Origin of the sequence: uncultured Algibacter sp. (assembly GCF_947495925.1) — a bacterium.
Lineage (GTDB): Bacteria > Bacteroidota > Bacteroidia > Flavobacteriales > Flavobacteriaceae > Algibacter_E.
This window is the reverse complement of record NZ_CANMAU010000007.1, coordinates 229,319-245,626: the sequence shown is the minus strand read 5'-3', so window position 1 is coordinate 245,626 and position 16,308 is coordinate 229,319. Positions and strand designations below refer to the sequence as shown.

The window sequence follows — 16,308 nt, the reverse complement described above, 5'->3', positions numbered from 1 at the left end:
GAAAACGTAAAATGTCTAAAGATTACGTTCAAATAGATTCAAGAGATAACATTATTGTGGCTATCAATCCTTTGGAAAAAGGAAGAGTAACCAAAGTAGCAGGAAAAGAAGTTACGCTAAAAGAAAACATCAAGCAAAAACATAAATTTTCATTACACGATTTTAGTATTGGCGATGAAATTCATATGTATGGTGTTTTAATAGGTAAAGCTGTGCAAGAAATTCCTAAAGGATGTGCGATTACCATTGATAATGTGAAGCACGCATCTGCAGAATTTAAGGAAGAAAAAGAAGAATTTGTTTGGTCTGCTCCAAACATTTCTAATTTTGAAGGAAGAACTTTTAACGGATTTCATAGAGAAGATGGTAAAGTGGGGACGGCTAATTACTGGCTGGTGATTCCCCTAACCTTCTGTGAAAATAGAAATGTTGATGTTTTAGAAGGTGCTTTGCTGGAAAAATTGGGTTATGAAACCAAGAAAGATTTTGCAGTAGACACAGATGCTTTGATTAATCAATACAAATCAGGAGCAGGTGCTGAGGATATTTTAAACACACCAATCATTACTACTAAAGAAGAAATGTCTAAAAACAGAACATTTCCAAATGTAGATGGTATTAAGTTTTTAAGACATCAAGGTGGCTGTGGAGGCACACGTGAAGATGCTCAAGTATTGTGTCAATTATTGGCTGGTTATATTACAAATCCAAATGTAGCAGGAGCTACAATTTTTAGTTTAGGATGCCAGAATGCACAAATCCAAATGTTACAAGAAGCTATTGATAAAATAGCAACAAATAATACAAAACCAGTTCATTATTTAGAACAACAAAGAAGTGTTAGCGAGCGACATTTAATAGAGGAAGCGGTAAAACACACTTTTTTAGGGTTGATGGAAGCCAATAAAATTGAACGTAAACCTGCACCTTTAAGCAAGCTAACTTTAGGTTTAGAATGTGGAGGTTCAGATGGTTTTTCAGGGATTTCTGCAAATCCGGCTTTGGGCTATGCTTCAGATTTATTAGTTGGTTTAGGAGGAAGCCCTGTTTTGGCAGAATTCCCAGAACTGAATGGAGTTGAGCAAGAACTCATCAACAGATGTGAAACAGAAGAAGATTCTAAAAAGTTCTATGGTTTAATGCGTGCTTATTCGGCGGCGGCTGTTGCTGTGGGTTCTGGTTTTGAGAACAATCCATCACCAGGAAATATAAAAGATGGTTTAATTACAGATGCTATGAAATCGGCAGGCGCCGCCAAAAAAGGCGGAACATCTCCAGTAGTAAAAGTATTAGATTATACAGAGCAAGTAACTAAACCTGGTTTAAACTTATTATGTACACCAGGTAATGATGTAGAATCAACTACTGGTTTAGTAGGTTCCGGTTGTAATGTAGTAGTATTTACAACTGGTTTAGGTACTCCAACAGGAAATCCTGTAGCACCTGTTTTGAAAATGTCTAGTAATACCAATTTATATGAGCGCATGAATGATATTATCGACATTAACGCAGGAACGGTTATCACAGGAGAAGATACCATTGAGTCTATGGGTGAAAAAATATTAGACCACATCATTAAAGTAGCAAGTGGAGAGGTGCCTTCAAAAGCAGTACTTCATGGAAATAACGATTTTATTCCTTGGAAAAGAGGCGTTTCATTATAAAAAAATAGAATGAATTCATTAAATAGAAATACAGCATCAGTTAATACATATACTGAAAGAATAGTGCAATTTGGAGAAGGAAATTTTTTAAGAGCTTTTGCCAATTGGATGATTCATGAAATGAATAAAAAAGCAGGTTTTGATGCTGGTGTGGTAGCAGTGCAGCCCATTGACCAAGGATTGATAAAAATGTTGAATGACCAAGATGGTCTTTATACGCTTTATCTAAACGGTATTAAAAATGGAAAGGCTATTAGTGAACATGAAATTATTGACTGTATTCAAAGAGGAATTAATCCTTATGAAAATCCGTCAGACTATATAGCTATTGGTGAGAATCCAGACCTTCGTTTTGTAATATCAAACACTACAGAGGCAGGAATTGCTTATAATTCTAATGACAAATTAGATGATGCACCACAATCAAGCTTTCCAGGTAAATTAACAGCACTATTATCCAAACGTTTTCAAACGTTTGGAGGTGCTTCAGATAAAGGATTGATTATTATTCCTTGCGAATTAATTGACAGAAATGGAGATCATCTAAAAAAGATAATTCTTCAATATGCTGATGATTGGAATTTAGGTACTGAGTTTGTAGAATGGATAAATCATGATAATATTTTCTGTAATACATTAGTAGATAGAATTGTTCCAGGCTATCCAAGAGATAAAATGGATAAGATTACTGAAGAACTAGGGTATAAAGACAATCTGGTGGTAGAAGGTGAACAATTTCATTTATGGGTAATTGAAGGACCAGAAGCGGTTAAGGAAGAAATTCCCGCCGAAGCTTGTGGATTAAATATTGTTTTTACAAATAATATGGAACCATATAGAACACGAAAAGTACGTATTCTTAATGGAGCACACACCTCTTTAGTACCAGTGGGATATTTGTATGGTATTGATAAAGTACGTGAGTCTTTAGAAGATGAGGTAGTTGGAGGTTTCTTGAAAGCTGCCATTTTTAAAGAGATTTGTCCTACTTTAGACTTACCTGAAGCTGAATTAAATCAGTTTGCACATGATGTTTTAGACCGATTTAGAAATCCATACTTAGAACATGCCTTGATTAGTATTTCTTTGAATTCTACATCTAAATACAAAACACGTGTGTTACCATCCGTATTAGAGTACATAAAAAGAAAGGGAGAATTACCACAACGCCTATTATTCTCTTTATCAGCATTGATAGCTTTCTATAAAGGAGATCGAAATGGAGAAACCATTCTGTTAAAGGATGACCAATCTGCCTTAGATTTTTTCGAAACACAATGGGCAAGTGGAGATATAGCAGGCGTGGCGCAAGCTACGCTTGAAAACACCAATTTCTGGGGACAAGATTTAACACAATATGATGGTTTGTTGGATGCTGTGACCAAAAATTTGGAAAATATAGTCAATAACGGCATGCAAGAGGCTTTAAAACCTAATCGACTTATTGCTAAATAATTAGATATTAATTTAAAATTCAAACATGAAAAGTTCAATATTAAAACTATCACTTTGTTTAATGCTTTTTTCAATATTTAGTTGTAATGAAGCTAAGTCAAAAGAAGTTAAAAAGGAATCACCTAAAGAAGAAACACCTAAATATTCTGAAGATTGGGAATCTTTAGGGAAACATAATGAGGCTCCAGCGTGGTTTAAAGATGCTAAACTAGGTATTTACTTTCATTGGGGCGTTTATTCTGTTCCTGCTTATGGCAGTGAGTGGTATCCGAGAAATATGCATCTTGAGGACCACGCCGTTTATAAACATCATGTAGAAAAGTATGGTCATCCCTCAGAATTCGGATATCATGATTTTATTCCTATGTTCAAAGCTGAAAACTTTAACCCTAAAGAATGGGCAGACCTCTTTCAGAAAGCGGGGGCAAAATTTGCAGGCCCCGTTGCAGAACACCATGATGGGTTTGCGATGTGGGATAGTGAAGTAACACCATGGAACGTGGCGGATAGGGGGCCAAAAAGAGACATTACAGGAGAACTTGAAAAAGAAATTAGAAAACATGGGATGAAATTGATTACTACCTTCCACCATTCCAAAAATCTGCAGTTAAGCGATGAGCTAGGTAATGAAAATCCGAAAAGCCATTACCCATATTTAGAAGGAATGCCAACAAGTTCTAACGATCCAGAATTACAACTTTTATATGGTAATATGGATCATGAAAAATGGTATAATGAGATTTGGTTTCCTAAGTTAAAAGAAGTCATTGATAAGTATAATCCAGACATTGTTTGGTTCGATTATATTCTAGGAGACATACCTGAGAAGTATCGATTAAAGTTTGCAGCATATTATTTAAATGAAGCTGAAAAGAAAGGACAAGAAGTAGTAATTGGGCGAAAACAACACGATTTACCATTGTCTTTAAGCGTTGATGATTTAGAGCAAGCTCGTAAAAATGTTATAGGGACAAAAACTTGGATGACTGATGCTACCATTAGTAACGGAAGCTGGTGTTATACCGAAGATTTAGGAGTAAAACTTGCCGAGGATATTTTACACATGTTAGTTGATATTGTGAGTAAAAATGGTGTGTTATTATTAAATGTATCTCCAAAAGCAGACGGAACTATTCCTGAAAACCAAAAAGAAGGTTTATTGAAAATGGGGAAATGGTTAGAAACCTATGGGGAAGCCGTTTATGGTACCGAAGCTTGGTATACCTTTGGTGAAGGTCCTACCAAAGAACCCAAAGGGCATTTCAAAAACCATCAAGCTTTTATGAAGTTAAAGTATACTAATAAAGACATCAGGTATACTACAAAAGATTATACAATCTATGCTATCATTTTAGGAGAGGTTGAAGCTAATAAAAACTTAGTTTTAGAATCTTTTGCTAAAGAAAATATTCATGACATGACGTCTATTGAGAATGTTGAGTTCTTAGGAAGTAATGAGTCTATAGATTGGGAGCTATCTGAAGAAAAAGGACTTTCACTAAAGGCACCTTCAAAAGTCATTGATGATATGGCAACTGTTATAAAGATTACAATTTCTCAATAATTTATGGTCATAGATGCTCATCAACATTTCTGGAATTACGAACCAAAAAAGCATGAATGGATAGATGATAATATGTCGGTTATTCGTCGCGATTTTTTACCTTCAGACTTAAAAAAGGTGTATTTAGAAAATAATGTTGATGGCTGTGTGGCTTTGCAAGCAGATCAAACTACTATAGAGACAGATTTTTTAATTCAGCTTTCAAAAGAAAATGACTTTATAAAAGGGATCGTTGGTTGGGTTGATTTAAGAAGTGATGCAGTAGATGGTGATTTAGATAAATATTCAGATTTTAATAGTGTTAAAGGATTTAGACATGTAGTTCAAGGAGAATCAGATCATAACTTTTTGTTGCGGGATAACTTCTTGAATGGTATTTCACTGTTAGAAAAAAAGAATTTTACTTATGATATTCTAATTTTTCCACATCAGTTAGGAGCTACTTTAGAATTTGTTAAAAGATTTCCCCATCAGAAATTCGTGATAGACCATATTGCAAAACCATATATAAAGGATGGCTTTTACGATGGTTGGGCGACTTTAATGCAGGAAGTTTCGAAACAGGAAAATGTGTATTGCAAAGTATCTGGTATGATTACGGAAGCAGATTTTAAGACCTGGAAACCTGAGCAAATAAAACCTTATATGAATCTAGTATTCGAATCTTTTGGTACCAATAGAGTTATGTTCGGTTCAGATTGGCCAGTTTGTTTAGTTGCAGGTAATTATAAAAAAGTAAAGGACATAGTAACAAATTATATTTCTGAGTTATCTCAAAATGAGCAAGATGATATTATGGGTAATAACGCCATTCAGTTTTATAATTTATAATATTTAAAAAATTATGGATTTAGGATTAAAAGGAAAAATAGTTGTTGTTACGGGGGCCGCAGGAATTAAAGGTAGTATAGGAGAAACGATTATTCAGCATTTGGCTAAAGAAGGTGCTACACCAGTAATTGTAGACAGAAATGCTAGAGGTTTTGGATATGCAGAAGAGTTACAACAAAAAGGTATTGATGCTAGTTTTATTCAAACTGATCTATCTGATTATACTCAAATAGAAGCCGCCTCAAAAGTAATTGAAAAAAAATATGGTCGTGTTGATGCCTTAATTAATAATGTAGGAGTTAATGATGGTGCTGGATTTGATGCTTCAATGGACGATTTTATGTATTCCTTAAAATTGAACATGGTAAGCTTCTTTGCAATGACCAAATATTGCTTACCTATGATTAAAAAGGTGAAAGGTAACATCTTAAATATTGGCTCTAAAGTGGCTTTAACTGGACAAGGCGGTACATCTGGATATGCAGCATCAAAAGGAGGCATATTTGGACTAACTCGTGAATGGGCTGTTGATTTGATAAAATACGGGATTCGTTCTAATGCTATTGTTATCGCTGAAAGCTGGACACCTGCTTATGATAATTGGATAAAAACTTTAGATAATGGAGAAGAAAAGTTAAAATCTATTGTGAAGAAAATTCCTTTAGAAAATAGAATGACCACTCCTGAAGAAATTGCAGATCAATGTTTGTTCACTATTTCTGAAAAGTCATCTCACACAACTGGTCAGTTTATTGCAGTTGATGGTGGTTATGTGAATTTAGACAGGTCTTTATTAACCGAATGAACATATGTTACACTATTAAAACCAAAATATATTCTAGATTTCATTTGTCTTTTATATTTTGCAATACATACTAACTAAACTAAATAAATGAGTACAACCAGAAAAATTCCAGTAGTTAGAAAGGAATTATTGTTTCCTTTTATTATCATCACATCATTATTCGCACTTTGGGGAATCGCTAACGATTTAACAAATCCAATGGTTTCTGCATTTAAAAAAGTAATGCCAGAATTATCCAATGTACAAGCATCCCTTGTTCAATTTGCATTTTATTTTGGATACTTTTTTATGGCTTTTCCTGCAGCCTTATTTATCAGGAAATATAGTTATAAATCAGGCATTATTTTAGGTTTATCTTTATATGCTGTTGGCGCTTTTTTATTCTATCCCGCTGCAGCCAATGAAGAGTTTAACTTCTTTTTAATCTCACTTTGGGTAATTACATGTGGTTTAGCTTTTTTAGAAACTACCTCAAATCCTTTAATATTAGCATTAGGAGATAGTGAGACGTCTACACAACGTTTAAACTTAGCACAAGCTTTTAACCCTATTGGGTCCTTAACAGGGATGATTATTGCACAAGTATTTGTTATAGGAGCATTGCGTTCTGATGATTATACAGAAGAAGCTTATAATGCTCTAACGTCTTCTGAACTTGCTGCTATTCGTGAAAATGATTTGAGTATTATTAGTGTGCCGTATATTGCATTAGGCGTACTAGTCTTAATTATTATGGGGATTATTATCGCAACAAAAATGCCTAAGACAGCAGATGATGATAAAATGTCACTATCAGAATCTTTTAAAAAATTATTTGCGAATAAAAACTATTTACAAGGTGTTTTAAGCCAAGCCTTTTACGTTGGCGCTCAAATCATGTGTTGGACTTATATTTTTCAATATGTTGATAATTTGAATGAAACAAATGGAACGGACTACACGGCGACTTATTTTAATATTGCAGCGATGATTTCTTTTTTAATTGGACGTTGGATTGGAACTGCTTTGATGAAGAAAGTAAATCCTTCTAGACTTTTGATGCTATTTGGTATTGGAGGTGTTATTATGTGTGCAGGAGCAATTTTATTACCAGGAATTGCGGGATTATTATCTTTAGTAGGCGTTTCAGTGTTTATGTCAATAATGTTTCCTACTATTTATGGTATTGCGCTAAAGGATATGGGAGATGAAGCAAAAATTGGCTCAGCCGGATTGGTAATGGCTATTGTTGGAGGAGCTTTAATGCCTGTTGCACAGGGTGCCATTTTAGATTTAGGAGGTGATGGTTTTTCTGATATAAGCATACTTGGTTTTATACCAGAAGTAAACTTTTCATTTATATTACCACTTATTTGTTTGGCGGTGGTCGCTTTTTATGGATATAGTAGCTACAAAAGAAACTTAAAAAGCATCTAATGACAAAAAGATACTGTTACGCGTGTGACTTAAAAGACGATTCTAAATTAATCGCCGAATATAAAGCTTACCATGCAGAAGGTAAGGCATGGCCCGAAATAACAAAAAGTATTAAAAACGCAGGTATTGTTGATATGCAAATTTACTTAACGGGAAATCGTATGTTTATGATCATGGAAGTTAATGAAACTTTCAACCCTATTAGGAAAGCCGAAATGGACGCTAATAACCCCAAAGTGCAAGAATGGGAAGACTTAATGTGGGATTACCAACAAGAATTGCCCTGGGCGGAAAAAGGAGAAAAATGGATTCCTTTAGATAAGATTTTTCAATTAAAATAAAATCGTATCATTTAATATACATCACACCATAAAGCTTGAAATACTAGGGTATTCTTCTACCTAATAACGTCTAAAGTCTAGTTATTTTCTAGTTAATGACGCTAAAAAACAGAAAATTAATTGGGATATTTATACAATGATATCCTAGGATATATATTACCCTATCAGAGATTAAATAAAAACTCCTTTTTACTAATGGCAATCTAAATAAAAGAGATTAAATTAAACCATTTCGCACATAAACAAAATCATATGGCACAGCTACTGATAAACTTTAAGTATAACTTTGGTTTGTTATTTAATAACATGATTAAGTGAAGACCAAAAAGATTTTATTTTATCAAAGAAATTTATTTTAAGTGAAAACGGAGGTCATCAACTTTTAGGTTTAAAGACACATAATATAAATACTAATCAAAAGGAATTAAGAGTATGAAATTAACGATTAAAGTAAGTCTTAGCTTAGCATTTGCTGCATGGAGTTTAACAACTTTAAGTTACGCTCAAACAAATAGTGAAAACAAATATGAAGCAAATTGGGAATCAGTGCGAAGAATAAACCCGGCTCCAGATTGGTTTAAAGACGCAAAATTTGGTATTTATACGCATTGGGGACCTGTATCTTCTGCATTTGTTGGTTCTAATCCAGAAAAACATTATGCAGGTTGGCACGGAATGAAAATGTATGAAGACGGAAAAAAAGTAAAGACCAAAAATGGAAAACCTACTAACAATTATGTTCATCATAAAAGTAAATATGGTAATCCTAAAAAATATGGTTATAAACATATTATAGAACAATTTGAAGCCTCAGGCTTTAATGCAAAAGAATGGGCAGAACTATTTGCTTTATCGGGGGCTAAATTTGCTGGTCCGGTAGCCATGCATCATGACAATTTTGCGATGTGGGATTCAAAAGCAACGAGATGGAATTCCATGAATTATGGAGGCGTTAATCCTTCAGCCGAATTAAAAAAGGAAATAGAATCGAGAGGTATGAAGTTTCTAGGATCTTTTCATCATGCATTCACGTGGAAATACTTTGCTCCTTCGCATGCTCATAAAGGTATTTCACCAAAAGACTATGACCTATACACGAATCCACACTCCTTAGATTCTGACACTCCTGATGAAGATTTTTATGAAGCTTGGTGGGCTAAGTTAAAGGAATTTATCGATCTATATCAACCTGATATTATTTGGTTCGATTGGTGGCTTGAAAACATGACAGAAGAATGCCGTACCAAATTTTTAGCATATTACTATAATAAAGCTATCGAATGGGATAAAGAAGTTGTTGTATGTTATAAAGAAACAACTTTTGATGAAAATAGTGCAGTTAAAGATTATGAACGTGGGCGCCCTAATCAGCCAAAAGACAAATTTTGGTTAACAGATACTTCTCCGGGAGCATGGTTTTATCGCCCTGGTGCTGAATTCAAAACGCCTAACGAATTAATCGATGTTCTAATTGACATTGTAGCGAAAAATGGAAGTATGCTGTTAAATGTACCTCCAAATCCGGATGGATCTATTCCTCAAGTCATGAAAGATTTACTCAGAGATATGGGGGTTTGGTTAAGCATAAATGGAGAAGCAATTTATGAAACTAGACCATGGACTATTTTTGGTGAAGGACCAACAAGACTTTCTGAAGGAGGACATAAAGTAGAGGAAAAAGGTAAAATTGAATACACCAATTTAGATATTCGTTTTACTAAAAAGACAGATAAAGAGTTTTACATCATGGTAATGGATGTACCTAAAAACGATATTGTCGTTAAATCTTTAAGCACACAGATCGGTGTTTTAAATTCACAGATTTTATCTATCGAGTTATTAGGAAGCGATGAAAAAGTGAACTTCGAAAGAAATGAAAAAGGATTAATTATCAAGGCGCCACAAAAATGCCCTAGTGATTACGCCATAGCTTATAAAGTTAAATTAGAAGGCTATGTAGAAAACAATATTGGGGGTAATATAGACGCTCATGAAGACTAAATATCAATATTTAAATAAAAGAAGAGAAACCAAACTGAAGCTAGTATCTATATTATTTTTATGTTTTGTATTTCAAATTATTGTTTCATGTAACAATCAAAAAGAACCTCTTGCACCACCTAACATAGTTTGGATTACTTCTGAAGATAATTCTAAACATTATATGGCCATGTTTGATGAGCATGGTGCCAAAACTCCCAACATTGAAAAATTAGCGGAACATGGTATTATTTATACGCACGCTTTTTCTAATGCGGCTGTGTGTAGTGCTGCTAGGTCTACTTTAATCTCTGGGTCTTATGGTCCCCGTTTAGCAACACATTATCATAGGAACATACAGCAAGTACCAATGCCAGATGGTTTAATGATGTTTCCATATTACCTGAAAAAAGCAGGCTATTATACTAGTAATAATGCTAAAGAAGATTATAACATTATAAAATCTGATAGTGTTTGGGATAATTCATCAAAAAAAGCCACTTGGAGAGACAGAAAAAAAGGTCAGCCTTTTTTCCATGTTTTTAATATTGGTACTACTCATGAGGGCGTTCTTCATTTCTCAAAAGAAGACATGAAGACCAATACTAAAACCAATCCTGATTCTGTGTTTGTACAGCCAAACCACCCTCAAACTGATTTGTTTAAGTATACCATCGCGAAATACCATGATAAGATTAAAGAAATGGATACGGAGGTTGGAGAAGTTATCAAAAAACTTGAAGAAGATGGACTCCTTAATAATACCTTCGTCTTTTATTTTGGAGACCATGGTGGTGTTTTACCAGGAAGTAAAGGTTATATTAATGAAATGGGGTTGCATATTCCCTTGGTTGTTTATATCCCTCCAAAATATGAAAAGTTGATTAACGAAAAGCCTAAAACAAAGGTTGATGGCTTTGTAAGCTTTATTGACTTCGGGCCAACAGTTTTAAGTCTTGCTGGAATTAGTATTCCTAAAGGTTTTGATGGAATCCCTTTCCTTGGAAAAAATATTTCGGCTGACGATGTTTCCGAAAGAAATGAAACATTTAGCTATGCTGATAGATTTGATGAAAAGTACGATATGGTTCGTGGCCTTAGAAAAGGTAAATACAAATATGAGAGAAACTATCAAGTATTTAATTATGATGGTTTAATGAACAATTATAGATATAAACAGCTAAGCTATCAGGAATGGAAAAATCTCTATAAAAAAGGCTATTTAAATAAAATTCAATCACAATTTTTTGAAAACAAACAACCAGAACATTTGTATAATGTCGAAATAGACCCTTATGAAACTAATAATTTAGCTGGGAATCCAGAATATAATGAGGTTTTAATTGACCTGCGCAAAAACTTAAATAATCGACTTACAGAAATGCCCGATTTGTCGTTTTATCCGGAATTCTATTTAATCAAAAATGCTTTTAATGACCCCATCTCGTTTGGAAAAAAACACCAGTTAGATATTAAAAAATATATTAATATCGCAAATCTGTCCTTGTCTAATTTTAAGAGTGTTAAAACTAATATTGAAACTTATTTAAACTCAAATGATCCTTTTGAAAGATATTGGGCATTAATAACATGCAGTAACTTTGGAAAGGATGCTAAATACTTTACAGAAAAAATAAAAACGATATCGATATTAGATACCGAGGAAATTAACAAAGTCCGTGCAGCAGAATTTTTAGGAATCATTGGAGCACAAAGCCCTGTTAAAATCATGAGTAATTCATTATACAGTGTTAGTGACTGTGCTGAAGCCCTGTTAATTCTCAACTCTATGGCACTTATGAATGATGGACCTTATAATTATGAGTTTAATATTGATATTAAAAAAATTGACAAAACAATTATTCAAGATAAACAAACCAGTCGTCGAATAGCATACCTTACCAAGTGATTATTTCTAGTCTGAAGTTAGATTTTAAGGATTATACACTCTTTTTCTTATAATGAGAATTAATGTAATTTGAAGGCGTGTCTCCATAAAATTTTCTAAAACATTTTCCGAAATAATTTGGTTCACTAAAACCTACCATGTAACTAATTTGTGAAATAGTTAATTCATTTTGTTCCATTAATTGAACAGATCGTTTTAATCGAACCATTCTCATAAAATCATTTGGGGCCTGTCCTGTTAATTTTTTAAGTTTTCTAAAAAACGTAGATCGACTTGTATTCATATCGGAAGCCAGCTCATCTACCCAATAACTTTCATTACTCATATTCTTCTCCATAAAATCCATAATACGCTTTAAAAACTCCTCATCTAGCGAATTTAACGTCACCTTCTCTGGAGTTAACTCCTTTTCTGTCTGAAACCGCTTTCGCATCAAATCTCTGGTCGCTATTAGCTTTTCAACTCTTACAGATAATAATTTCATTTTAAAAGGTTTCGGGATATAGGCATCCGCCCCAGACTCCAAACCTTCAATTCTATGCTCAACAGAATTGAGAGCAGTAAGCAGTATTACAGGTATATGACTTGTTCTTATATTATTTTTTAAAGTTTGACAATACTCCACACCATCCATCTCAGGCATCAAAACATCACTTATTATTAAATCTGGTAGTTCTTTTAAGGTTATATTTAAAGCTTCTTTTCCGTTTTCAGCTTCCAGTACATTATATTTATTTGAAAAACCTTCTTTAACCAAATCTCGAATATCTGCATTATCATCAACAACCAAAATGGTATTTTTAAACTTGCCACCAACAATTTCTTCAGGAGAATTAGCTTTTTCTTGCATGTATTCAATATCCATTTCTTCCTCACTCAATGGAGCAGGAATGACAGTTTCAACAATCTCCTCAGGTAATAAATGCGCTTTACCTAATGGTAATTTAATTTCGAAACACGACCCTTTGCCCTTTTCTGAATTTACTTCAATAGTTCCAAAATGCAAATCCACTAAATCTTTAGTTATAGCTAAACCAATTCCTGATCCCTTTTTAGACATCCGTTTTGTTTGATCCACTTGATAAAATCTTTGAAAAACATAGGGAAGTTCATCTTTGTCTATCCCTAAACCAGTATCTTCAATTTCTATCTTCAAAAAGCTCGCTTTAACTCCCCTATCCTCAATATTTAATTCTTCCTTTTCTCTTGATTTACTTACTCTTACTGTTATTTGTCCACCAGATGGTGTAAACTTAATAGCATTATGGATTAAATTATTTAAAATTTTCTCCAATTTATCCCAATCAAACCAAGCATCTATAGCATATACCTCACTATCGAAAGAAATATCAATTTCTTTTTTTCTGGCGGAAGCCCTAAACGAAAATACAATCTCTCGAATGAAATTAATAATATTAGACTCTGTCGCACCTAGCTTGGTTTCACCAACTTCAATTTTCCTAAACTCCATAAGCTGATGTACCAGTCTAAGTAAAGAATTTGCATTTCTTTGTACTACTTTTAGCTTTGTTTGTACAGGCCTATTATCAATCACAGACTCCAAAAGTTCTTCTACTGGGTTTAATATTAAGGTTATTGGTGTTTTGAAATCATGAGAGATATTGGTGAAAAACTGAAGTTTGAGCTTATTTACAGCTTCTATTTCTTTTTGAATTTCCAGAGAAGCCTGTTGCTTCGATTTTAAGTTAAAATAAGATTGTATACTCCAAAGTACTCCAATAAAACATAGAATATAAAATATATAAGCCCACCAGGTTAACCAAAAAGGTGGTTGAATTTTTAATTTTAAAATAGCTGGTTCATCATTCCACAGACCATCATTATTAGATGCCTTAACCATAAAAGTATAATTACCGGGAGGTAAATTTGTATAATGTGCTAAAGATAATGCCTTAGAATCCACCCATTCTTTATCAAAACCCACCAATTTGTATTTAAACTTGTTTTTTTCCGGGGCGGCATAATGAAGTGCCGCAAACTCAAAAGTTAATGTGTTTTCGTCATATCTAAGCTCTATAGGTTTAGATGTTATGCCAACTGGTTCTTTAAAAAGAACTCTACCTTCATATGGTCTATCAACAATAATTGTCTCATTCTTAATTTTAAACCCTGTTAATCTTGGAATGGCTTTAATACTATTTTCCTTCAATTTTTTAGGATGAAAGACATTCAACCCCTTTAATCCACCAAAAAACAAATAACCTTCTTTACTTTTAAAATAAGCATTCATTCTAAAATTATTGCTTTGTAGGCCATCCTCTTTGTTGAAATTTTTGAAGGTTTCCGTTTTCGGATTAAAGCTTGAAATCCCGTTATCTGTACTTACCCACAAGATCCCATTATCATCTTCTAATAATCCATATACAGCATTATTAGCAAGTCCATCTTTTTCCGTATAACATTTAAAAACTGGATCTGAATTTCCTGTTGCGGGCAAAGTCATCTTATTTAGTCCTCCTCCAAATGTACCTATCCAAAAAACACCCTCTTTATCCTCTAGTATAGAATAAATGGAGTTATGACTTAAGGAATTTGGATTTTTTTCGTCGTGTTTATAAACCACAAATTGATCTGGAGCACCATCAATTCCGGGTACAATTAAGTTTAATCCTCCTTGAGCTGTTCCAACCCAAATATTATGTTTACTATCTTCATATAAACAGCTTACTTCTTTTGCGCTAATACTATATTTATTATTACTATCTGGTAAATAGTGAATGGCCGTAGAAAAGTCATATTCAGAGCTATGATTCTTTTTTGTTTTATCCCATTTAATCAATCCATTTATCATAGAACCAAACCAAAGTGTACCATTTTCATCTTCTAACGTTGAGAAAACCTCTAACATATCAAAATCAGTCGATTTAAAAGATACCTCTTGGGTATTATTGTCTTGACTCATTCTTACGACGCCATTAGTCGTTCCTAGCCAATAAAAACCATCCTTATCTTTTAGAATAGACCAAATATGCTCTTGAGTTTTAAAACTTGGTTGATCCCTATTGATATAAAAATGTTCGAAGAAAGGTTTTTCAAAATTATCACCAAACTTTACTCTATTCAAACCATCTTGTGTTCCTATCCAAAAGGTATCTCCTTCTCCTTTTGATATGGCATTAACAGATGAATTGCTTAATGAATTCTTTGAGAGTAAATTCTCATTAAAAAACATGATTTCCTTTTGTTTCAAATCACACTTATTAAGCCCTCCTTCTTCAGTTCCTACCCAAAGTACATTAGTATTATCAATTAATATAGACTCAATATTATTACTGCTTAGACTTTCAGGTTTAGAAACATCGTGTACATGTTTAATATATTTCCCTGTTTTAATATTGTACTGATAAAGACCATATCCATGAAGTCCAAACCAAAGATTATTATTCTCATCTTCATACATGGTTAGCATACCGCCAGACTCATCCGTATCAGGTCTAGCCACTTCACATTTAAACTCTTCAAAGTTATTAGCTTTAGAATCTTCAAAGTCCTCTGGGTTTTCAATTCGAACTAATGTATGTCCAGTTCTAGATGCCCAAAGCGTACCATCCTTACCCACAAACAAATCTTTAATACTTACATTTAAATTCTCAAAACTGACGAACTCTGTAATTTCATTTTTTGTAATTACTTTGTTTAAGCCTTTTACCGTACCTACCCATAAACCACCAGATTGATCTTTTACAAATGCGTGTATTTGATTACTATTTATACTTGTCTTTAAATTAGGCTTATGGTTATAAACCACAGGTGTTTCACCCTTCGTATCGGAGCTTTTAAAAAAATACAAACCAGAATGTAATGTCCCAACCCATAAACTCCCATCAGTATCCGGATAGATGGCTGTAATACGAGCATCCTCCAAAATAACGGGATAGTTTGAAAACTTTTGCGTACGTCTATTAAGTTTGCTAAGTCCCTTTCCAGTTCCTATCAAAAGATTACCATGTACATCTAATTCCAATTCATAAACTGAATTACTAACCAAACTATTAGGATTATTTAATTGATGCCTGAAAACAGTAAATCTTTGTCCGTCGTACTTATAAAGACCATTAAGTGTACCCACCCAAATATATCCATCAAGGTCCTGAATAACTTTCATAACGGAGTTTTGAGTAAACCCCTTATCATCGATAAAATGCTCAAACTTAAGATCTACATTTTGAGCAATCACATTGAAACAAACACTTATATTCATTACATAAAATACAAGTAATAAAGAAGGGATTATTTTTATTTTAAATAAAAAATTATTTCTTTTTATAATCATAAAACACTTTTTCAATTTATGAATAAGACCATAACCTAAAGTAATAATA

10 protein-coding genes are annotated in these 16,308 nt (G+C 33.3%); 9 read left to right on the top strand and 1 reads right to left on the bottom strand.

Going from position 1 to position 16,308, the window contains the following annotated elements:
• The first annotated feature begins 11 nt into the window (after nucleotides 1-11).
• The 9 genes from Q0857_RS15670 (at nucleotide 12) to Q0857_RS15630 (ending at nucleotide 11,965) form a co-directional block, all read left to right on the top strand.
• Nucleotides 12-1,664 carry a UxaA family hydrolase gene (locus Q0857_RS15670; protein WP_298537417.1) on the top strand — a complete coding sequence of 551 codons (1,653 nt, stop codon included), beginning with the start codon at nucleotides 12-14 and terminating at the stop codon, nucleotides 1,662-1,664.
• Nucleotides 1,665-1,673: 9 nt separating this feature from the next.
• Nucleotides 1,674-3,119 (top strand): tagaturonate reductase, encoded by a 1,446-nt coding sequence (locus Q0857_RS15665; protein WP_298537414.1) that lies wholly within the window; start codon nucleotides 1,674-1,676, stop codon nucleotides 3,117-3,119.
• A 25-nt stretch (nucleotides 3,120-3,144) separates the two neighbouring features.
• A complete protein-coding gene (locus tag Q0857_RS15660) occupies nucleotides 3,145-4,683 on the top strand; it encodes an alpha-L-fucosidase (RefSeq protein WP_298537411.1) in 1,539 nt (512 codons plus the stop codon).
• A gap of 3 nt (nucleotides 4,684-4,686) precedes the next feature.
• Nucleotides 4,687-5,514, top strand: a complete 828-nt coding sequence (locus Q0857_RS15655; protein ID WP_298537407.1) for an amidohydrolase — start codon at nucleotides 4,687-4,689, stop codon at nucleotides 5,512-5,514.
• A gap of 13 nt (nucleotides 5,515-5,527) precedes the next feature.
• On the top strand, nucleotides 5,528-6,319 hold the full coding sequence (locus Q0857_RS15650; RefSeq protein WP_298537403.1) for an SDR family oxidoreductase: 792 nt from the start codon (nucleotides 5,528-5,530) through the stop codon (nucleotides 6,317-6,319).
• Nucleotides 6,320-6,406: 87 nt separating this feature from the next.
• Nucleotides 6,407-7,735, top strand: coding sequence for an L-fucose:H+ symporter permease (gene fucP / locus Q0857_RS15645; RefSeq protein WP_298537400.1), 1,329 nt, complete (start codon nucleotides 6,407-6,409; stop codon nucleotides 7,733-7,735).
• Nucleotides 7,735-8,076: an L-rhamnose mutarotase gene (locus Q0857_RS15640; protein WP_298537397.1), complete on the top strand. Its 342-nt coding sequence runs from the start codon at nucleotides 7,735-7,737 to the stop codon at nucleotides 8,074-8,076. Before fucP ends, Q0857_RS15640 begins: the two co-directional genes overlap by 1 nt.
• A gap of 432 nt (nucleotides 8,077-8,508) precedes the next feature.
• Nucleotides 8,509-10,077, top strand: coding sequence for an alpha-L-fucosidase (locus tag Q0857_RS15635; protein ID WP_298537395.1), 1,569 nt, complete (start codon nucleotides 8,509-8,511; stop codon nucleotides 10,075-10,077).
• Entirely contained in the window at nucleotides 10,067-11,965 is a 1,899-nt protein-coding gene (locus tag Q0857_RS15630; RefSeq protein ID WP_298537393.1) for a sulfatase, read from the top strand. Before Q0857_RS15635 ends, Q0857_RS15630 begins: the two co-directional genes overlap by 11 nt.
• A 31-nt stretch (nucleotides 11,966-11,996) precedes the next feature.
• On the opposite strand, the gene Q0857_RS15625 is transcribed toward Q0857_RS15630, so the two are convergent.
• Entirely contained in the window at nucleotides 11,997-16,259 is a 4,263-nt protein-coding gene (locus tag Q0857_RS15625; protein ID WP_298537389.1) for a hybrid sensor histidine kinase/response regulator transcription factor, read from the bottom strand.
• Between the last annotated feature and the right edge of the window lie 49 nt (nucleotides 16,260-16,308).

Coding starts and splice junctions, on each gene's coding strand:
- Q0857_RS15660 (WP_298537411.1), top strand. CDS start 3,145: ATGAAAAGTTCAATATTAAAACTATCACTTTGTTTAATGCTTTTTTCA.
- Q0857_RS15670 (WP_298537417.1), top strand. CDS start 12: ATGTCTAAAGATTACGTTCAAATAGATTCAAGAGATAACATTATTGTG.
- Q0857_RS15625 (WP_298537389.1), bottom strand. CDS start 16,259: ATGATTATAAAAAGAAATAATTTTTTATTTAAAATAAAAATAATCCCT.
- Q0857_RS15640 (WP_298537397.1), top strand. CDS start 7,735: ATGACAAAAAGATACTGTTACGCGTGTGACTTAAAAGACGATTCTAAA.
- Q0857_RS15665 (WP_298537414.1), top strand. CDS start 1,674: ATGAATTCATTAAATAGAAATACAGCATCAGTTAATACATATACTGAA.
- Q0857_RS15635 (WP_298537395.1), top strand. CDS start 8,509: ATGAAATTAACGATTAAAGTAAGTCTTAGCTTAGCATTTGCTGCATGG.
- Q0857_RS15630 (WP_298537393.1), top strand. CDS start 10,067: ATGAAGACTAAATATCAATATTTAAATAAAAGAAGAGAAACCAAACTG.
- fucP (WP_298537400.1), top strand. CDS start 6,407: ATGAGTACAACCAGAAAAATTCCAGTAGTTAGAAAGGAATTATTGTTT.
- Q0857_RS15650 (WP_298537403.1), top strand. CDS start 5,528: ATGGATTTAGGATTAAAAGGAAAAATAGTTGTTGTTACGGGGGCCGCA.
- Q0857_RS15655 (WP_298537407.1), top strand. CDS start 4,687: ATGGTCATAGATGCTCATCAACATTTCTGGAATTACGAACCAAAAAAG.